19 protein-coding genes, 1 other RNA gene and 1 riboswitch are annotated in these 19,061 nt (G+C 65.0%); of the genes, 6 read left to right on the top strand and 14 right to left on the bottom strand.

Going from position 1 to position 19,061, the window contains the following annotated elements; genetic code table 11:
• Positions 1–11: 11 nt before the first annotated feature.
• From secD to rimP, 6 genes are all read right to left on the bottom strand, one after another.
• Positions 12–2,219, bottom strand: coding sequence for a protein translocase subunit SecD (secD, locus tag C2847_RS03555; protein WP_105317103.1), 2,208 nt, complete (start codon positions 2,217–2,219; stop codon positions 12–14).
• A gap of 134 nt (positions 2,220–2,353) precedes the next feature.
• Complete coding sequence (locus C2847_RS03550; RefSeq protein WP_244187341.1) at positions 2,354–2,677, bottom strand: hypothetical protein; 324 nt, start codon at positions 2,675–2,677, stop codon at positions 2,354–2,356.
• Positions 2,678–2,751: 74 nt separating this feature from the next.
• The gene (gene infB, locus C2847_RS03545; protein WP_105317102.1) at positions 2,752–4,491 is read right to left on the bottom strand and encodes a translation initiation factor IF-2; all 1,740 of its coding nucleotides are present in this window, start codon (positions 4,489–4,491) and stop codon (positions 2,752–2,754) included.
• A complete protein-coding gene (locus C2847_RS03540; RefSeq protein ID WP_105317101.1) occupies positions 4,460–4,738 on the bottom strand; it encodes a YlxR family protein in 279 nt (92 codons plus the stop codon). The genes infB and C2847_RS03540 overlap by 32 nt, the downstream gene beginning before the upstream one ends.
• Entirely contained in the window at positions 4,738–5,901 is a 1,164-nt protein-coding gene (gene nusA, locus C2847_RS03535) for a transcription termination factor NusA (RefSeq protein WP_015716819.1), read from the bottom strand. The genes C2847_RS03540 and nusA overlap by 1 nt, the downstream gene beginning before the upstream one ends.
• 23 nt (positions 5,902–5,924) lie before the next feature.
• Positions 5,925–6,350 (bottom strand): ribosome maturation factor RimP, encoded by a 426-nt coding sequence (gene rimP / locus C2847_RS03530; protein WP_244187342.1) that lies wholly within the window; start codon positions 6,348–6,350, stop codon positions 5,925–5,927.
• Between the two features lie 158 nt (positions 6,351–6,508).
• On the opposite strand from rimP, the gene ssrA reads away from it, so the two are divergent.
• Positions 6,509–6,880: a transfer-messenger RNA gene (gene ssrA, locus C2847_RS03525) on the top strand.
• A gap of 50 nt (positions 6,881–6,930) precedes the next feature.
• Here ssrA and C2847_RS12975 read toward each other — a convergent pair.
• Positions 6,931–7,371: a hypothetical protein gene (locus tag C2847_RS12975; protein ID WP_105317099.1), complete on the bottom strand. Its 441-nt coding sequence runs from the start codon at positions 7,369–7,371 to the stop codon at positions 6,931–6,933.
• A gap of 51 nt (positions 7,372–7,422) precedes the next feature.
• A riboswitch (FMN riboswitch) is annotated at positions 7,423–7,543 on the top strand.
• Between the two features lie 2 nt (positions 7,544–7,545).
• Between C2847_RS12975 and ribD the strand changes: the two genes are divergently transcribed.
• From ribD to C2847_RS03495, 5 genes are all read left to right on the top strand, one after another.
• Positions 7,546–8,679: a bifunctional diaminohydroxyphosphoribosylaminopyrimidine deaminase/5-amino-6-(5-phosphoribosylamino)uracil reductase RibD gene (gene ribD / locus C2847_RS03515; RefSeq protein WP_105317121.1), complete on the top strand. Its 1,134-nt coding sequence runs from the start codon at positions 7,546–7,548 to the stop codon at positions 8,677–8,679.
• Positions 8,679–9,263, top strand: a complete 585-nt coding sequence (locus tag C2847_RS03510; RefSeq protein WP_105317098.1) for a riboflavin synthase — start codon at positions 8,679–8,681, stop codon at positions 9,261–9,263. Before ribD ends, C2847_RS03510 begins: the two co-directional genes overlap by 1 nt.
• Positions 9,263–10,462, top strand: a complete 1,200-nt coding sequence (locus C2847_RS03505; RefSeq protein WP_105317120.1) for a bifunctional 3,4-dihydroxy-2-butanone-4-phosphate synthase/GTP cyclohydrolase II — start codon at positions 9,263–9,265, stop codon at positions 10,460–10,462. The genes C2847_RS03510 and C2847_RS03505 overlap by 1 nt, the downstream gene beginning before the upstream one ends.
• A gap of 50 nt (positions 10,463–10,512) precedes the next feature.
• On the top strand, positions 10,513–12,624 hold the full coding sequence (locus C2847_RS03500) for a vWA domain-containing protein (RefSeq protein WP_105317097.1): 2,112 nt from the start codon (positions 10,513–10,515) through the stop codon (positions 12,622–12,624).
• 160 nt (positions 12,625–12,784) lie between these two features.
• A complete protein-coding gene (locus C2847_RS03495; protein ID WP_105317119.1) occupies positions 12,785–13,126 on the top strand; it encodes a hypothetical protein in 342 nt (113 codons plus the stop codon).
• Here the strand turns inward: C2847_RS03495 and C2847_RS03490 are convergent.
• From C2847_RS03490 to C2847_RS03460, 7 genes are all read right to left on the bottom strand, one after another.
• On the bottom strand, positions 13,080–13,568 hold the full coding sequence (locus C2847_RS03490; protein WP_105317096.1) for a PaaI family thioesterase: 489 nt from the start codon (positions 13,566–13,568) through the stop codon (positions 13,080–13,082). The two genes, C2847_RS03495 and C2847_RS03490, sit on opposite strands and share 47 nt — an antisense overlap.
• Before the next feature lie 36 nt (positions 13,569–13,604).
• Positions 13,605–14,024, bottom strand: coding sequence for a cobalamin B12-binding domain-containing protein (locus C2847_RS03485; RefSeq protein WP_105317095.1), 420 nt, complete (start codon positions 14,022–14,024; stop codon positions 13,605–13,607).
• 9 nt (positions 14,025–14,033) lie between these two features.
• On the bottom strand, positions 14,034–15,689 hold the full coding sequence (locus C2847_RS03480) for an acyl-CoA mutase large subunit family protein (RefSeq protein WP_015716828.1): 1,656 nt from the start codon (positions 15,687–15,689) through the stop codon (positions 14,034–14,036).
• A gap of 122 nt (positions 15,690–15,811) precedes the next feature.
• Positions 15,812–16,678: a cation diffusion facilitator family transporter gene (locus C2847_RS03475; protein ID WP_105317094.1), complete on the bottom strand. Its 867-nt coding sequence runs from the start codon at positions 16,676–16,678 to the stop codon at positions 15,812–15,814.
• A gap of 5 nt (positions 16,679–16,683) precedes the next feature.
• Complete coding sequence (gene lysS, locus C2847_RS03470; protein WP_105317093.1) at positions 16,684–18,159, bottom strand: lysine--tRNA ligase; 1,476 nt, start codon at positions 18,157–18,159, stop codon at positions 16,684–16,686.
• A 2-nt stretch (positions 18,160–18,161) separates the two neighbouring features.
• Positions 18,162–18,632: a GreA/GreB family elongation factor gene (locus C2847_RS03465; protein ID WP_105317092.1), complete on the bottom strand. Its 471-nt coding sequence runs from the start codon at positions 18,630–18,632 to the stop codon at positions 18,162–18,164.
• Between the two features lie 63 nt (positions 18,633–18,695).
• The gene (locus C2847_RS03460; RefSeq protein ID WP_015716832.1) at positions 18,696–19,058 is read right to left on the bottom strand and encodes a hypothetical protein; all 363 of its coding nucleotides are present in this window, start codon (positions 19,056–19,058) and stop codon (positions 18,696–18,698) included.
• Positions 19,059–19,061 lie beyond the last annotated feature (3 nt).

Genomic DNA, 19,061 nt, shown 5'->3' with positions numbered 1-19,061 from the left:
TCCGCTTCCGCCTAGGCCGCCTTCTTGGCCCGCCCTTGCCGCATCTCCTTCCAGAACACCACCAGGGCGCTCACCACGTAGATGGAGCTGTAGGTACCCACGAAGATGCCTACGAGGATGGCCAGGGAGAAGTCCCTAAGGACGCTTCCTCCCAGGAAGAGGAGGGCGATGATGGGCAAAAGGGTGGTGAGGCTAGTCATCACCGTGCGGGAGAGGGTTTGGTTGATGGAGCGGTTCACCAGCTCCCGGTAGGGGATGCCCCGCATGAGCTTCTGGTTTTCCCGAATGCGGTCGGAAACCACGATGGAGTCGTTGATGGAGTAGCCCACGATGGTGAGGAGGGCGGCGATGGTGGGGATGGAGAACTCCAGGCCCAGGAGGCTGTACATCCCCGCCACGATGGCCACGTCGTGGGCCACGGCCAGCACGCTGGCTACCCCGAAGGTCCAGTCAAAGCGGAAGGCCACGTAGAGGAGGATGAGGCCGAGGCCTACCAGGACCGCCATCACCGCGTTCCGCCTCAGCTCCGAGCCGATGGCGGGGCCCACGGTTTCCGAGGTGAGCACCGTGGCCTTGAGCTCCGAGGCAAAAAGCCGCTCCAGCTCCAGCCTCTTGGCGTCGCTTAAGGGGGGGAGCTTCAGGGAGAACTCGCGGAAGTCGGCGGTGGGGGCTTGCACCTGGGTGATGACCGCTTCCTTGGCGGGGAAGCCCCTGGCCTCCAGGAAGCGCCTTAGGGTGTCCACGCCCACCTCGGGGCCCGTGCGCAGGGTATACGCCGTGCCCCCGGTGAAGTCAATGGAGTAGTTGAAGCCCTTGGTGAAGACCACGCCGGCCGCCAGCACCGCCAAAAGAAGCGTGGCCACGGTGATGAAGCGGGCCGGGCCCATGAAGTTGAACTGGGGGTTCACCAGCCACATGGGAGGCTTGATCTCGCTCCGGTCCGCCATGCGCTCCAGGAGGTAGCGGCTGAAAACCAGGTTGGAGAAGACGCTGGCCACCACACCGATGGCCAGAACCACCGCAAATCCCCGAACGGGCCCGGTGGCGTACTGGTAAAGGGCGGCGGCCGCCAGCAGGTGGGCGGCATTCACGTCCAGGATGGTCAGGGTGGAGTGCTTGAAGCCCTCGGGGATGGCCTGGCGGAACCTCTTCCCCGCCCTTAGCTCCTCCTTGATGCGCTCGAAGGAGAGCACATTCCCGTCCACCGCCGCCCCCAGGGTGAGGACGAGCCCGGCGATGCCGGGCAGGGTCAGGGTGGCCCCAAGGCCGGAAAGGAGCCCGAGGATCAGGATGGAGGTGTAGATGAGGCCCAAGGAGGCCACCAGACCAAGGCTCGGGCCGTAGTAGGCAAAGATGAGGAGGAAGATGGCCAAGGTGCCGATGAGAGCCGAGCGGATCCCTGCCTGAATGGCGTCCTGGCCCAAGGTGGGCCCGATGGCCCGGATCTCCGCCACCTGCAGGGGCACAGGCAGGGCTCCGGAGCGCAGGACCAGGGCGATCTCGCTGGCCTCCTCGAGGCCCGATAGCCCCTCAATCACCGCCTGCCCTCCCGTGATGGCCTGGCGGATCACGGGGGCGGTGTAGACCTTGCCGTCCAAGACGATGGCCAGCTGCTTGCCCACGTTGGCCCGGGTGACCTCCTCAAACTTCTTGGCCCCTTCCGGGGTGAAGGTGAGGGCCACCTGGGGGCGGCCAAACTGGTCAAAGACCGCCCGGGCGTCCGCCAGGTCCGCTCCCGTGAGGAGGGCCGGGCCCAGGTCCTCGGGCTTGATGAGGTCCTTCTCCAGGTCCTCCCGCTTCAGGCGCGGGTTTTCCCGGAGGGCCTGGTTGATCTGGGCCACGGTGGTGCCCGTGGCCCCCTCCTTGAGGATGCGGAACTCCAGCACCGCCCGCTGGCCGATGAGCTTGAGGGCCCGGTCCTGGTCCGCCTGGGAAAGGCCCGGAAGCTCCACCACGATGCGCTTTTGCCCCTGGATCTGGATGAGAGGCTCGGCTACCCCCAGGGCGTTGATGCGGTTCTCCAACACGGTGCGGGCCTTTTCCAGGTCGTCGGGGGTGGGGTTTTCCACCGCCGCCTCGAGGACAATACGAAGACCTCCTTTAAGGTCAAGTCCCAGCTTGACCTTGGGTTCCCCGGGGGCCCAGGGCTTCCAGACCATGAGGAGGGCCAGGAGGAAAAGGCCTAGGAGGAGAAGTCCGTTGAGAAGCTTGCGGTTCATACTCTTCACCTTTTGGGGCACGCAGGTGCCCGATTCGCTAGCAGAAGGGCTTAAAGCCGTATAGAGCCTAACCTCAGACTGCGCCGGACGGTCTTTTGAGCTTGTGCCAGCGCAAGAAGAAAGGATTCCGGGTCCTAGCCCCCATCCATCTGGAGGCGGCCATAGAGGAGGTAAAGGTGGGACGGGGAAGAGGTTTCCAGTGACGGTGGCTTGGCCTTCCTATTCTGGAGCTTGAGGGAGAAATGGGGAGGCCGGGTGGGAGCCTGGGCCAAGGGGGTAAGCCCGTTTCCCTGGCGGTCCTCCTTGAGGACCCAGGCAGGTCCCTTGGCGTGAAGTCCGGCTTCCGCCTTTCCCTTTCCCGTAGGGAAAGGGGGTAGGCCTTGGAGGACCAGGACCAGGATGGCCAGGGCCAGCCCTAACCTTCCCCAAGCATTCCCTGGGATCTTCCATTGCCCCAAGGAGGGTCTAAAGACCCCTGCCGCCCTAGGGCACGCTGCGGAGAAAGACCGCCGGATCCAGCGCAAGGAACCTCCTACGCCGGCACCTCCACCATCTGGAAAACCTCTATGATGTCCCCTTCCTGGAAGTCGTCGAACCCCTCGAGGCCGATGCCGCACTCGTAGCCCTGGGCCACCTCCCGCACGTCCTCCTTGAAGCGCTTGAGGCTGGCCATCTTCCCCTTCCAGATTTCCTCGCCCTTGCGCAATACCCTTACCTCGGCGCTACGCACCACCTTGCCCTGGATGACCATGCATCCCGCCACCTGTTTGCCCCCGGGCAGGCGGAAGATGGCCCGCACCTCGGCCCGGCCCAGGACCTCCTCCTTGAACTTGGGCTCCCGCTGCCCTTTGACCATGGACCGGACCTCGTCGATGAGGTCGTAGATGATACGGAAGGTTTTGAGGAGAACCCCCTTGCTTTCCGCCGCCTTCTTTACCGCACCGGAGGGGTTCACCCCGAAGGCCAGGATGGCGGCGTTGGCTGTCTGGGCCAGGAGGACATCGGACTCCGTGGGGGCCCCCACCTGGGCCAGGAGAACGTTGATCTTGACCTCCCCAAGCTGTTCCCTATGGGAGGCATCGGTGCTCTCCTTGGCCAGGATGTGCTGGATGGCCTCCAGGGAGCCCTGGGTATCCGCCCGGAGGATGAGGTTAACCTCCTTCTGCCCTTCCTCCTGCAGGGCCCGGAGCAGGTCGGCCATGGTCCTGGGGCGGCGCTCCTTCTCGGCTTCCTCGCGGGCCTTGCGCTCCTCTTTGCGCTCCTCGGTGATCTCCTTGGCGGCCTCGAGGTCCGGCACCCACTCCACCACATCCCCCGCGTGGGGAAGTTCCTGGAAGCCCAAAACCTGCACGGCGCTTCCCGGGCCCGCTTCCTTGCGCTGGTTGCCATCGGCGTCCGTCATGGCCCGGATGCGGCCGTACACCTCCCCGGCCACCACGTAGTCCCCCACCCGGAAGGTCCCCTCCTGGACCAGCATGTTGGCGATAATGCCCGCCTGTTTGTCCAGCTTGGACTCGAGGACAACCCCTTTAGGCTCGGCGTTGGGGTCGGCCCGGTAGTCCTCCAGCTCGGCAATGAGGAGGATCATCTCCAAAAGGTCCTGCACCCCTTGGCCCGTTTTGGCGCTGATGGGCACCACGATGGCATCCCCGCCGTACTCCTCGGGCACGAAGCCCCGCTCCATCAGCTGGCGCTTGACCCGGTCGGGGTCGGCCTGGGGCAGGTCCATTTTGTTCAGGGCGAAGATGATTTTGGCCCCGGCTGCCTTGGCGTGGGCGATGGCCTCATCCGTTTGGGGCATAATCCCGTCGTCGGCGGCGATGACGATGACGGCGATGTCCGCCACCTTGGCTCCCCGCTGCCTTATGGTGGTGAAGGCCTCGTGCCCCGGGGTGTCTATGAAGACCACCGTGCCCTGAGGGGTCTTCACCTCAAAGGCACCCACGTGCTGGGTAATGCCTCCCGCCTCCTTCTCGGCGATGCGGCTTTTCCGCAGGTAGTCCAGGAGGGTGGTCTTCCCGTGGTCCACGTGGCCCATGATCACCACCACGGGAGGCCTTCGGGGTAGGGCTTTCCTGCGTTCCTCCTCCGCCAGCTTCTCCTGCAGGCCCCGCTGCTCCTTTACCAGCTCCCGCACCGCCTCCGCATCCTCCTCGGAAAGGGTGGAGGCGTGGGACTTGTAGGCAACCCCCATCTGGTCCAGGAGCTCCAGGAGCTCCTCGTTGGTCATACCCAGCTCTTTAGCCAGCTGGTAGATGCGTATTTTGGCCATCCGTACCTCCTAAAAGGGTGACAAGCGCTTCCGACAAGGCTTTAGCCCGGGCCCCGGCAAAGCGCCTCAGCTTCTTTTCCGTCCAGCACCCCGGGTTGTCGGGGCAAACATAAGCCCCCCTGCCCGGCAGTTTCCCCGTGGGGTCCAGGCGAAACCCCTCCGGCATGAGCAGGATCCGCAAAAGCTCCTCCTTGGGCCGCCTTTTGCGGCACGCCACGCACATGCGGGTGGGGACATGCTTCGCCATTACTCGGAAAGATCCCGGAAGAGTTTCTCGAATTCCTCTTTCGCCCGGCTGGTGGTTTCCGCCTCTTCCTTGGCGGCCTTGCGAATGGCCTCGTCCAGGTCGGAGATCTCCGCCTCCTCAAAGTGGATCTCGTAACCCGTGAGCTTGGAGGCCAGGCGCACGTTCTGACCCCCGGTGCCGATGGCCAGGGAGTGCTGGTCCTTGGTCACCTTGACCCGGGCCTTCTGCCCATCGGGTTCCAGCTCGATGGAACCCACCTGGGCGGGGGAGAGGGCGTTGCGGATGAACTCCTTGGGATCCTTGGCCCAGAGGATGATGTCCACCTTCTCCCGGCCCAGCTCGGCGGAAACCGCCTGGATGCGCTGGCCCTTATGGCCGATGCAGGCCCCGATGGGGTCCACATTGGGGTTGTGGGTCATCACCGCCACCTTGCTGCGGCGGCCGGGCTCGCGGGCGATGGCCTTGATCTCCACGATGCCCTCGGCGATCTCGGGGACTTCCTGCTTCAAGAGGTGCTCCAGAAGCTTTTCGTGGGCCCGGCTTACGATCAGGGAAGGGCCTTTGGCGGAGCGGTCCACCTTTTTCAGGTACACCTTGAGGCGCTGCCCGGGGTAGTAGCGCTCCGTGGGGATCTGCTCGCTCTTGGGGAGGTAAGCCTCCCCCCGGCCCAGCTCCACAAAGACGTTGCCCCGGTTGTCCACCCGGGTCACCACCCCGGTGAGGACTTGGCCCTCCTTGTCCTTGTACTCGTTGTAGATGCGGTTGCGCTCGGACTCCTTGAGGCGCTGGGTGAGGATCTGGCGCAGGTCCTGGATGGCCATGCGGGAGAGGCCCTCGGGGTCGATGGGGAACTCCATCTCGTCGCCCACCTGGACCTCGGGATCGTACTGGAGGGCCTCGGAGAGGGCGATTTCCTTGTCGGGGTCCTCCACCTTCTCCACCACGCGGCGGACCTCCACCATCTCGATGCGCCCGGTCTGGGGGTCTATATAGACGTCCACCTCCGGACCCTTACCCGCATCGATTTCTTCCTTGCGGTACCCCTTTTGCCGCTTGATGTAGGCCTTGCGCAGGGCTTCCTTGAAGGCCTCGAGGACCTCCTCGGTGGTGACCCCCCGCTCCAAGGCCAGCTGCTGCATGGCGTCTATGAATTCCCGGTTCATCTCTCCTCCCTGAATCTAGGCTGTTACCTGGGCTCCTCGGGCCACTCGGCAAGGTTGGCGCGGAAGGTGCCGATCCTCAGGCGCTTTTCCTCCTGGCCCACCTGGAAGACGACCTCGTCCTCTTCCACCCGAAGGATGCGCCCGGTGAAGCCCTCGGGCCCCGGCACCTTGGCCTTTAGACCCTGGAAGCGCTCAAAATGGCGGCGGGTAAAGAGAGGGCGCTTGGGGCCGGGAGACTCCACCAGAAGGCGGTAGCTTCCCGGGATGGGGTCCTCCCGGTCAAAGACGGCCTCTATGGCCCGGCTGGCCCGTTCCAGGTCGGCCACGCGGATGGGCCTTTCGTCCTTTCGCTCCAGGCGGACCAGGACCTCCCCGGGGGCTTCCTTCACCTCCAGGACCTCGAGGCCCAGGGGCTCTACCGCTTCCTCCACCAACCGCCAAAGGTCCACAGGCACCTCCCTACCTCCCTTCACAAAGGAAGGGTGGGCTTACACCCACCCCCCTCCCTTGGGAGCACTGGGCTCAGTTTACACCCAAAACCCCCTTGACTACAACCCCTTTAGCCTAGTAGACTCAAGGTTGCCGGTCCGAGTCCGGCCAGTCACATGGGGGTGAACGGTCTCGACGGGGGTCGCCGAGGGCAGGTGGCGCGCCGAGGTGCGGGTGGCCTCGAAGGTAGCCCTTAAGGGGCTGACCGTAAAAACCCGCAAAAGCATAAAGGCCAACAAGCCTGCTTACGCTCTCGCGGCTTAATGACCGCGACCTCGCCCGGTAGCCCTGCCGGGGGCTCACCGACGCGGGGACACAAACCCGGCTAGCCTTGGCTACGCCCCGTAACCCAAGGCGAAGTTAAGCGGGGCTTGCTCCTGGCCGCCCGTCCGCGGGCCAAGCCAGGAGGACACCCAAAACGCGGACTACGCGCGTAGAGGCCTGCCGTAGGGACTTTCGGACGGGGGTTCGACTCCCCCCACCTCCACCAAAGGGCTTAGGGGCCTGTGAAGGCCCCTAGTTTTGTTGTGGCTCTATATCTCAGAGGTTGTGCGCCAGCAGGATGAGGTTCACCCGGGCCACTAACCCCCAGTAGGACCACGGCGCTAACCGATGCAGTCCCAAAGAGCGTACCATCACGCTGAAGCGCGTTTCCATCCGGTTCCGCACCCTCCCCATCCACGCTGTAAAAACCACTTTTCCACCCCGGGTGCGATAGGGTGGCGTGACTACCCCCTCCACCCAGCGAGTCGGGCCCGAAGGGCCTAGCTTGCCTCCTCGGTCCCCCCTAACCCTTGCGCCAACTCCTCCGCGGTCCAGGCCCAGGAATGTCAGGAGCTCGGAGAGGCTGGCCTTTTGGTGGCGCTGGGGTTTAGGGAGGCGGATGCCTTGGGGTTGGAGAGCCTCGAGTGTGTCATCTACCCAGACGTAGGTGGCCACCAAGAGGGTTTCTGCGTCAGGATGGTAAGCCTGGTAGTGCATCCTAACTTGTGACCTTCCTCATGGTTGTAAAGTGAGGTTGGTGCCTACTGGCACCTCCTTCGGGGCGGGGTGGAAGTCCCCACCGGCGGTGAAAGCCCGCGAAGCCCCTTTGGGGCCCGATCCGGTGGAATTCCGGGGCCGACGGTGAAAGTCCGGATGGGAGAAGGAGGTCTTTTGCGAGAGCTGGACGAAAGGTTCCTTCGTAGGGCGTTGCAGCTGGCCGAGAGGGCTCGAGGCCACACCTACCCCAATCCCCTGGTGGGGGCGGTGCTGGTGCGGGAGGGCCGCGTCGTGGGGGAGGGGTACCATCCCCGGGCCGGGGAGCCCCATGCGGAGGTTTATGCCCTGGGCCAGGCGGGAGAGGAGGCCCGGGGAGCCACCCTCTACGTGTCCTTGGAGCCTTGCAACCACTTTGGCCGCACCCCTCCTTGCTCCTTGGCCCTTCTGCAGGCGGGGGTGGCCCGGGTAGTGGTGGCGGCCCGGGATCCAAACCCTTTGGCCCAAGGGGGTCTGGAGCGGCTTAGGGCCGGGGGGGTAGAGGTGGAGGCCGGGCTCCTTGAAGCCGAGGCCCAGGGGCAGAACGAGGTCTTCTTCCACGTGCAGAAAAAGGGCCGGCCCTTCGTGCTCCTCAAGGCTGCCTTGACCTTGGATGGCAAGGTGGCTGCCGTAAGCGGGGATGCCCGCTACGTGTCCTCGGAGGAGAGCCGGCGCGTGGCCCAGGCCTACCGCCAGTGGCTTCCCGTGGTGATGGTGGGGGTGGGGACGGTCCTCGAGGACGATCCCTGGCTCACCGTGCGGGAGCCCGACTTCAGGCCCTTCCCCCTCATGCTGGAGCCCCCACCCCTCAGGGACCCGGTGAAGGTGGTCTTGGACACGGAAGGCCGTACCCCCCCCACCGCCCGCATCTTTCAGAAGGGACCCCGGGGGGAGCCTGCCCGCGTGTACGTGCTGGTGGGCAAAGGTGCGCCCAAGGATCGGCTTAGGGCCCTCGAGGAGGCGGGTGCCCGGGTGGTGGAGCTTCCCCGGGAAGGAGGGAGGGTGAGCCTCGAGGGGGCTTTGCACCTTCTCTTGGAGGAGGGATTGGACGGGATCCTGCTGGAGGGGGGTCCGAGGCTGGCTGGGGCCTTCTGGGAAAGGGGACTGGTGGACAAGCTGGCCCTCTTCGTGGCGCCCAAGGTTTTGGGGGAGGGGAGGGGGTTTTTGGAGGGGTTCGCCCTGGAGCGCATGGCCGAGGCCAGGAGGCTGAGGCTCGCCCGAAGGGAGTGGCTCGGGGAGGACCTTTGGCTGGAGGCGTACCCGGAGGGGTGATGTTCACGGGATTGGTGGAGGAAACCGGCGAGATCGTGGAGGTTCGGGAGGGTCCTTTCCTCAGGGTCAGGATCACCGCCAGGGAAGTGCTTTCGGACCTCAAGGTGGGGGATTCGGTGGCGGTGGATGGGGTCTGCCTCACCGCAGTGGAGGTGGACGAGGGTGGTTTTTGGGTGGAGCTTGCTCGGGAAACCCTGCGCCGCACCGCCCCCACCTGGCGGGTAGGGCACCGGCCCAACCTGGAGAGGGCCCTTAAGGTGGGTGGCCGGCTTGGGGGGCATTTCGTCACCGGGCATGTGGACGGGGTGGCGGAGGTGGTGGCCATCCGGGAGGCCCCGGGGGCCAAGGACTACTTCTTCCGACCTCCCCAAGACCTTGCCCGCTACGTTGCCGAGAAGGGAAGCGTGGCCCTAAACGGCGTTTCCCTCACGGTGGCGGGCCTAAAGGGGCAGGACTTCTTCGTCACCCTCATCCCCCACACCCTTAAGGTCACCAACTTAGGAAGCCTAAAGGTGGGGGATGGGGTGAACCTGGAAGTGGACCTCATCGCCCGTTACCTGGAGCGGCTAATCAAGGGGGAATGATGGAGGGTTTGGCCAGCGTCAGGGAACTCATGGAGGAACTCCGCCAAGGCCGCCCGGTGATCCTGGTGGACGACGAGGACCGGGAAAACGAGGGCGACCTCATCATGGCGGCGGAACACGCGACCCCGCAGTGGGTGAACTTTATGCTCAAGGAGTGCCGGGGGCTCCTTTGCGTGGCACTCACGGAGGAGCGGGCCAGGGCCCTGGACCTGCCCCTCATGGTGGAGAGAAACCAGGATCCCCAAGGTACCCGCTTCACCGTGAGCGTGGATGCCCGGGGGACCACCACGGGGATCTCCGCCTTTGAGCGGGCGGCCACCATAAGGCTTCTGGCTGATCCCGAGGCCACCGCCCAGGACTTCCGGCGCCCCGGGCACATCTTCCCCCTGGTGGCCAGGCCGGGCGGGGTCCTGAGGCGGGCCGGGCACACGGAGGCCGCCGTGGACCTTTTGCGCCTGGCGGGGCTTAGGCCGGTGGGGAGCCTCATTGAGATCCTCAAGGAGGATGGCACCATGGCCCGGCTTCCGGACCTTTTGGAGTTTGCCGGGCGCCACGGCCTTAAGGTGGGCACCATCGCCGACCTCATCCGCTACCGCCTGGAGAAGGGGGACCTCTACGTGAAACGGGAGGCGGAGGCCCTTTTGCCCACCCGGTTTGGCGAGTTCCGCATCCTGGGCTACCGGGATACCCTCACGGGAGAGGAGCACGCCGCCTTGGTCATGGGAAGCTGGGACCCTGAGGAACCTGTTCTGGTGCGCATGCACTCCGAGTGCCTCACCGGGGATGCCCTGCATTCCCTGAGGTGCGACTGCGGCTTCCAGCGGGATCTGGCTCTGGAGCGTATCTCCAAGGAGGGGAAGGGTGTTTTGGTCTATCTGAGGCAAGAGGGGCGGGGAATCGGCCTTGTGAACAAGATTCGGGCCTACCACCTGCAGGACCAAGGCCTGGATACGGTGGAGGCCAACCTGGCCCTGGGGTTCCCGCCGGACCTCCGGGACTATGGGGTGGGGGCCCAGATCCTCTACGACCTTGGGGTGCGGAAGATGCGCCTCCTCACCAATAACCCCCGCAAGGTGAAGGCCCTGTCGGGTTTCGGCATCGAGATCGTGGAGCGCATTCCCCTGCGGGCCGGGGACAACCCCCACAACGAGCGTTACCTCCAGGCCAAAAAGGAGAAGCTGGGGCACTGGATGGACTGATGGGGTTCCCTGGATGGTCCAGGCTTTCCCAAAGCCTCTAGCATGAGGCTATGCTTCGGCTTCTTAGGGTTGGGGTCCTCATCCTGCTTTTCTTGGCTTTCCTGGACCCTAGGTGGCCCATGCCGGGGCGGGTGGTGTACCTTCTGGACTTCTCGCCCTCTGCCCGGGAAAGCGTCTTCGCCTTGGCGGATAGGCTTCCTAGGGACGTGATCTATGTGGCCTTTGCGGAGCGGGCGGCGAGGCTTCCTTCGCCCACCGCCCGCAGGCTGGACCTGGGGGAGAGGACAGACCTGAAGGCGGCCTTCCAGGAGGCGGAGGCCCTGAGGCCGAGCCGTGTGGTCCTGGTTTCCGATGGGCTTTTCGAGCCCATTCCGGCCCCCTTTCCCCTGGATGCGGTTTACGTTCCCCCCAAGCCCCATGTGGCGGTGGAGCTGGTCCCCCCGCCTTACCCCCTGTACGGGGAGACGGTGGGGGTGGGGGTGGTCCTCGAGGCGCCCCTCTCCGTGGAGACACGCCTGAGGGTGGAGGGCCCCGCAGGGACTTGGGAACGAAGCCTTCGGGTGGAGGGGCGTAAGAGCCTGGTGTATACCTTTCCCCTTACGGAGAAGGCGGGGGTGCGGGCGGTGGTGGAGGGTTCCTGGGGCCGGAGCGAGGCCCAGGTGAGCCTCCAACCTGCCGACCGCGGCAAGGCCCTGGTGCTGGGGGACCCGGCCTTGGCCCGTTACCTGGAGGTCCAGGGCTTCCAGGTGGAGGAGGGTCCCTTCCGCCTGCCCCTCGAGGCCGACCTGGTGGCGGTGGGCCTCGGGGTCTTGGACCTTCCCGAGGGGGCTCCGGAGGCCCTGAGGGGATACCTCCGCCAAGGCGGCGGCCTTCTTTTCACCGCCACCCCCAAGGGTCTTTTCTTCGGCGGCTGGGACCGGGCTTTGCCGGAAGACCTTCCCCTGAAGCCCCTGGGCCGCAAGGGGGCGGCCTTGGTCCTGGTGATGGACGTATCGGGAAGCATGGAGGGGGAGAAGCTTTCCCTGGCGGTGGCGGGGGCCTTGGAGCTGGTGCGGTCGGCGGCGGAGGAGGACTACTTGGGCGTGGTGCTCTTTTCCTCCACCCATCGGGTTCTTTTCCCTCTCAGGCCCATGACGGAGCAGGGGAAGAAGGAGGCAGAAAGCCTCCTCTTATCCGTGCAGGCGGGGGGCGGGACGGTCCTGGGCTCCGCTTTCCGGGAGGCGGTGCGGCTTTTGCAGGGGGTGCCGGTGGAGCGCAAGGGGATCCTGGTGCTCAGCGACGGCCTCATCTCCGACCCCCAGGACCCCATCCTGGCCCTGGCGGAGGCCTCGGGCCTCGAGGTGAGCGCCATGGCCCTGGGGGCCGACGCCGACCGGGCTTTTTTGCAAGAGCTTTCCCGCCGGGGTGGGGGCCGGTACTACCAGGCCGGCACCGCCCAGGAACTTCCCCGGCTTTTCCTAAGGGAGGGGCAGGAGGTCTTCCAGGGGGAGAGCCTGGAAGGCCGCTTCCCCTTGCGGACCAGGCCCCACCCCCTCACCGAGGGCTTTGCCCCACCCCCCCTTGCGGTTCTCCTCCCGGCCCGGGCCGAGCCCTGGGCGGAAGTGCTCTTGGAAAGCGAAGGGCGGGCGATCTTGGCCATAGGAGAGCGGGGGGAAGGGCGGGTGGCCGCCTTGGCCACGGATCTTTCCCGTTCCTGGCGGGGATGGAAGGACGCGGCTTCTTTTCTGGGCGGCCTTGCCCGCTACCTCATGGGGGGCAAAAAGGCCCTGGCCCTATACGCCTATCCCGAAGGGAAAGGGGTGCAGGTGGTGGTTCTGGGCCACCTGGAGCGCCCGCTTTTCCTAAGCGGGGGCCAGGAGATGCCCCTGGTGCCCACAGGGCCTGGGCGGTACGAAATCCAGGCCCAGGCTCCGGGGGTGCTCCTGGACGGCCCGCGCCGCTTGCCCCTGGCCTTCCCCTTGCCCGGGGAGTGGACCCCTAGGGATGGGAAGGCAGTTCTCAAAACCCTGGCCGAGGCTTCCCACGGGCGGTTGCTGGCCCTCGAGGACCTAGGGCGACCTGGGTCCTCCCCCCTCCCCCTGCGCCCCTACCTGCTGGCCTTAGCCCTGGCGCTTTTCCTCCTGGAACGCTTTAGCGAGGCACGGCGAGGCTTTTCCAGGTGAGGTCACTTCGCTGGCTCGGCGAAAACGGAGGCCCCAGCAAGTCCCTTGCCCACACCCTCCTCTTGGATCCCCAGGGGCCGCAATCAGGCCAGCGAGGCTAGGGTTACCCCGGGTGCTTAGATCACACCCGGGTCTTTGGGGGACGTTCTATCCTATGGCCATGCATTGGGATGATGAGCTGGAAAAGCGAATCCTGCGGGAGATGGAGAGGAGGCGCCAGGAGGAGAAGCCTTTGCACGACCGCATCAACCAGTTGGAAGCAGCCCTTTGCGACGCCCAACTAAAAATCCGGCATCTTTGGGAGGAAAAGCGGGAGTGCCTTGAGCGTGCCCAGGCGGTGGCGTTGGGCGGGGTGTTTCCGGGTTCCGAGCTTAGGGCTTTGAAGAAGACCCTGGAGGAAGCCTGGCTGGAACTGGTTCTGGTGGCCTCGCCTCAGGCCGAGGCCCTTTCCCAGATCATCCGCCTTTTGGAGCGTTATTTTCCTGACCAAAACCCCCGGTGATCTGCACCAAGACCGCCTCCCCCCGCACGGTTACCTCCCCGTTGGCGTAGAGCTCGGTTTCCACCACCACCTTTTTCCCCTTAATCTCCTTGGCCCGGCCCACCAGGACCAGCTCGGGTCCCAAGGGCGTGGGCCTCAGGTAGTCCACCTTGAGGCTGGCGGTCACGAAGCGCAAGGGATGGGTTTCCAGATCCAGCCCCTCCGCATGGGCCTTGGCGGCGGCGGCGGTGGCGGTGGAGTGGCAGTCCACCAAGGAGGCCAAGAGCCCCCCGTAGACGAACCCGGGAATGGCGGTGTGGTGGGGGCTAGGGGTGAAACGGGTTTCGCTATGGCCCTCTTCCGCCTTCCAGTAGGTCTTGAGGTGGAGGCCCATGGGGTTTAGGTAGCCGCACCCGTAGCAGTGGGCCCACTCCGGGGGGTAGTAGAGCTGGATGGCCTTCATGGGGGTTTTCCTCCTAGCCGGCGTCCCGGAGGACCCTTAGGCCAGTCCCTGGGCCCGCCAGCGCTCGGGCACCGCCTGGCGGAGGAAGTCCACGATATCCTGGGTGCTGGTCCCAGGACCGAACACCGCCGCCACCCCCAGCTCCTTCAGCCTGGGCACATCCTCATCGGGGATGATCCCTCCCCCGAAGAGAAGAATGTCCGAGGCACCCTGCTCGTCCAAAAGCCTTTTAACCTCTCGGAAGTAGTGCATGTGGGCCCCGGAGAGGATGGATAGCCCTATGGCATCCACGTCCTCCTGGATGGCCGCGGACACGATCATCTCTGGGGTCTGCCTGAGCCCCGTGTAGATCACCTCCATGCCGGCATCCCTTAAGGCCCGGGCCACCACCTTGGCCCCGCGGTCATGGCCGTCCAGCCCGGGCTTGGCGATGAGCACCCGTATGCGCCTGTCCATACGCTAATCCTAAACGTAAGCTGGCTCCTGGTAGGTGCCGTAGACCTCCCGCAAGACATCCATCATCTCCCCCAGGGTGCAGTAGGCCAGGGCGCACTCCACGAAGTGGGGCATGGTGTTCTGCCCTTCCACCGCAGCCCGCCTTAGGCCCGCAAGGGCCTCCTCCACCCGCTTGGGGTCCCGTTCCCGGCGCACCCGGGCCAGGCGCTCCGCCTGGACCCGCTCCACCTCGGGGTCCACCAGCTGGATGGGGACCTTCAGGGGGATTTCGTCGGTGAAGGCGTTCACCCCCACGATGATCCTCTCCTTACGCTCCACCTCCTGCTGGTAGCGGTAGCTGGCCTCGGCCAGCTCCCGCAGGAAGTAGCCCTCCTCGATGGCCCGCACCACGCCCCCCATGCGCCGGATCTCCTCGATGATGGCCATGGCCTGGCGCTCCATCTCGTCGGTGAGCCACTCCACGTAGTAGCTCCCCGCCAGGGGGTCGATGGTGTGGGTGACCCCGCTTTCGTAGGCGATGATCTGCTGGGTCCTGAGGGCGATGGTGGCGGATTCCTCCGTGGGCAGGGCCAGGGCCTCGTCGTAGGCGTCGGTGTGCAGGCTGTTGGTACCCCCAAGGACGGCGGCCAGGGCCTGGATGGCCACCCGGGCGATGTTGTTCAGGGGCTGCTGGGCGGTGAGGGAGACCCCGGCGGTTTGGGCATGGGTGCGGAGCATCCAGCTTTGGGGGTTCTTGGCCCCGTAGCGGTGGCGCATCTCCTTGGCCCAGATGCGCCGGGCGGCGCGGAATTTGGCGATCTCCTCAAAGAAGTCGTTGTGGACGTCGAAGAAGAAGCTGATCCTGGGGGCGAACTCGTCGATGTCCAGGCCCCGCTTCAGGGCGGCCTCCACGTACTCAAACCCGTCCGCCAGGGTCCAGGCCAGCTCCTGCACCGCGGTGGAGCCCGCTTCCCGGATGTGGTAGCCGGATACGGAGATGAAGTTCCACTTGGGGACGTTCTTGGGCCCCCACTCAAAGGTGTCGATGACCAGCTTCACGCTGGGTTCGGGGGGGAAGATGAACTCCTTCTGGGCGATGAACTCCTTGAGGATGTCGTTTTGGATGGTGCCCCCAAGCTTCTTCCAGTCGTACCCCTTCTTTTTGGCCACCGCCAGGTACATGGCCCAGATGGCGTTGGCGGGGCTGTTGATGGTCATGGAGGTGGTGACCTCCTCGAGGTTGATCCCCTCGAAGAGGATCTCCATGTCCGCCAGGCTACTGACCGCTACCCCGCACTTGCCCACCTCCCCCTTGGAGAGGGGGTGGTCGGAGTCGTAGCCCATGAGGGTGGGCAGGTCAAAGGCCACGCTGAGGCCGGTTTGGCCCGCCTTTAAGAGTTTCTTGAACCGCTCGTTGGTCTGCTCGGCGGTGCCGAAGCCGGCGAACATGCGCATGGTCCAGAGCTTGGACCGGTACATGGAGCCGTAGACCCCGCGGGTGTAGGGGTACTCCCCGGGGTAGCCCCTCTTTTCCTCGTACTCCGGGTCCAGGACCCCGATGTCCTCGGGGGTGTAGAGGGGCTCTGGGGCGATGTCCGAAAGGGTCCGGTGGGCCACGGGCCTCTCGGGCATCTTCTCCAGGCTCTTCTGGTACGTCTCCCTGAGCCAGTCGTGCTTCTTGCGCATGGGTCCTCCCTTGGGCCATATTCTACGCTTTTGTGCGCCCAAGGAAAAGAGCGTTAGAAGAGTTCTTCGCTGGTGGGGAAAAGCCAGCCTGTCGGCAGCACCTTTCTGAAGCCACCTTTCCTTTAGCGCTTCCGCTCGCTTTCCGGCTCCACGTGGATGGTGACGGCAAGCCCGGGGAAACTTTCCTCCAAGGCCCTTTCCAGCTCGTCGCAGAGCCGGTGGGCTTCCTCCACGGTCATGGACCCCGGCACCACCAGGTGGAATTCCAAAAAGGCCCGGTTTCCCGCCTTGCGGGTTTTGAGGTCGTGGACCTCGAGGGCCCTTCCCCCCAAGGCCTCGGCGATAGTCTTTCGGATCCGCCCCACCTCCGCTGGGGAGAGTCCCTCATCCATAAGCCCTCCCACGGACTGGCGCACCAGGCGGAAGCCCATGAGGAGGATGTTCCCCGCCACCAAAAGGGCCAGCAAGGGATCCAGCACCCATAACCCCGTGGCCCAGGCGAGACCCACCCCGGCCAGCACCCCCACGGAGGTGAGCACGTCGGAAAGCACGTGGTACCCATCGGCGGTGAGGGCGGGGGAGCGCAAGCGCCTTCCCTGGCGGAGGAGGTGCCAGGCAAGAAGGCCGTTGATCAGGGAAGCCAGGAGGCTGACCAAGAGGCCCGGTCCCAGGTCCCCTAGGGGCCTGGGATGAAGGAGGCGGGGGATGGATTCCTTGGCGATGAGAAGGGCGGCCAGCACCACCAGGACCCCCTCCAGCACCGCGGAGAAGTATTCGGCCTTGCTGTGGCCGAAGGGATGGGTTTCGTCGGGAGGACGCTGGGCGAAGCGGATGGCGAAGAGGGCCAAAAGCGCCGCGGCCACGTTCACCGTGGACTCGAGGGCATCGGAAAGCAGGGCCACCGAGCCGGTGAGGAGGTAGGCCAAGGCCTTTAACCCCAGGACCCACAAGGCCACCAGGAGGCTGAGGCGGGCAGCCCTTTCCGCCACCTAGGCTAGGCTTCTTCCTCCACCAGCTCCCGCTTGGGTTTGAGCAAGGGGAAGAGGAGGACGTCCCTCAAGGAGGGCTGGTCGGTGAGGATCATGGCCAGGCGGTCCAGGCCCAGGCCCAGCCCCGCCGCCGGGGGCATGCCGTACTCCAGGGCCAACAGGAAGTCCTCGTCGGGCTCGGGGGCCTCCTCGTCCCCTTCCCGTCTGCGCCTGGCCTGCTCCAAAAAGCGTTCCTTCTGGTCCAGGGGGTCGTTGAGCTCGGAGTAGGCGGGGGCGAGCTCCATCCCGCCCGCATAGAGGTCCCAGCGCTCCGTGAGCCCGGGCTTTTCCCTATGCCGCTTGGCCAGGGGGCTGATGGCCAGGGGGAAGTCAAAGACAAAGGTGGGGTCTTGCAGCTCGGGCTCCACGTAAATGCCAAAAAGCTTGTCCAGAAGCTTGTAACTGGGAACTTGGGCGAGCTCGGGGTGGTGGGCGTCGGCGAAGATCCTAAGCCTTTCCAGGTCCAAGGGGTTAAAGGGCAGGCCGGCCTTTTCCTTCAAGGCCTCCACGAAGGAGATGCGTCTAAAGGGTGGGGTAAAGTCCAGCACCCGCCCCTGGTAGCGGACCTGGTAGCTGCCGAAGAGGTGGAGGACCAGGCCGGAAAGGAGTTCCTCCACCAGCTTGGCCATGTCCTGGTAGTCGGCGTAGGCCCAGTAGGCCTCCAGCATGGTGAACTCTGGGTTGTGGTTGTGGTCGATGCCCTCGTTGCGGAAGTTCCGCCCGATCTCGAAGACCTTCTCAAACCCGCTTACGAGAAGGCGCTTTAGGTAAAGCTCCAGGGAGATGCGTAGGTAAAACTCGTGGTCTAGGGCGTTGTGGTAGGTCTTGAAGGGCCTGGCCTCTGCCCCGCCGGTGGTGGCCTGGAGGATGGGGGTTTCCACCTCCAAAAACCCCCGCTCCTCAAAGAAGCGGCGGACGTAGCGCACCATGGCGGTGCGCCGCCGAAAGACCTCTCGCACCTCGGGGTTTACGATGAGGTCCAGGTAGCGTTGCCGGTAGCGCACCTCCTTGTCCTTGATCCCGTGCCACTTGTCGGGGAGAGGGTGGAGGCTTTTCACCAGGGGGGTCCAGGAGAGGACCTTCACCGTGACCTCCCCGGTCTTGGTGGTGAAGACCGTGCCCTTGACCCCTAGGATGTCCCCCACGTCCAGCTTCTTCAAGAGCTCATAGCTTGGGGTGAGGTCCTTTTGGAAATAGAGCTGGATCTTGCCGCTTTCGTCTAGGAGGTGGGCGAAGGTGACCTTCCCCATGCGCCTCAAGGCCACGATGCGCCCGGCCAGGGCCACCTCTTCCTCCCACTCGCTTTCCGAGGGAGCCCCCTCCTTGGCGGATAGGATTTCCTTTGCGCTGTGGGTCTTGGGATACCGGTAGGGGTAGGATGGAAAGCCCGCCTCCACAAGGGCTTCTAAGTTGAGTAGGCGTTGCCGCGTCTGCTCGTTCATGTTTAGCCGCGCACCGAGACCACCCGGAACTCCTTCTTACCCTTGGGGGTTTCCAGGCTGAGCACATCCCCCTCCCTGTGGCCCAGGAGGGCTTTGCCCATGGGGGAGGCATCGGAGATCTTCATGGGGGTTTCCAGGACGCTGGCCTCGGCAGGGGAAACCACCTGTACCTCCAGGCGCTCCCCGGTGACGGGGTCTTCCAGCTCCACCACCGAGCCCAGGCTGATGACCTCGGTGGCGGCCCCCTCTATGATCACCGCCCGGGATAGGATGTCCTCGAGGCTGTCGATCCGGGCCTCGATGCGGGCCTTTTCCTGTTTGGCCGCCTCCAGCCCCGAATCGTCGTAGTCGTCGGAGGACTCCATGAGCTCCTGCAGGATGCGGGTAGCTTCTTGCAGGCGTTCCCTTTCCTGCAGAAGTTGCTGCATGAGCCGCTCGTAACCGGCTTTGGTTAGTTTCACCTCACGCGCCATAGCTCACCTCGTAAGTCATGAAGGTCGGCCAAAGCCGACCTCCTTGGCCCAAGGGCCTCCTTCTCAGGTGAGTATACCGCGAAGGAGGATTTCCCTCAAACGCTCGGGCTCCGCATGGCTGGCGCAGGCTGCCGTGTCCAGGCAGAGGACCAGGTAGCGGAGGTGGGTTTCCCTTCCGCCCACCGGGTGGCGGAAGAAGCCCAAGGCGCTTCCCGAAAGATGGCGGTGGCAGGCCTCGCACACCTGAGGGCTTCCCAGGGTTCCGGGCAGGGGTTCCAGGGTCAGGCGGAGCTCCGGGGGCCCCTTTTCCTGGATGATCACCCGGCCTTCCTCATCGCGATAATAAAGAATCTCCCCAATGGGGAGAAGCTCAGGGGGAGTGCCTGGAAAGATTTCCAGGATCATCTCCCTTTCCTCGTGGTCCATACG

It is taken from the genome of Thermus tenuipuniceus, from assembly GCF_002964845.1.
Taxonomy (GTDB): domain Bacteria; phylum Deinococcota; class Deinococci; order Deinococcales; family Thermaceae; genus Thermus; species Thermus tenuipuniceus.
This window is presented reverse-complemented; position numbering and strand designations above follow the sequence as displayed.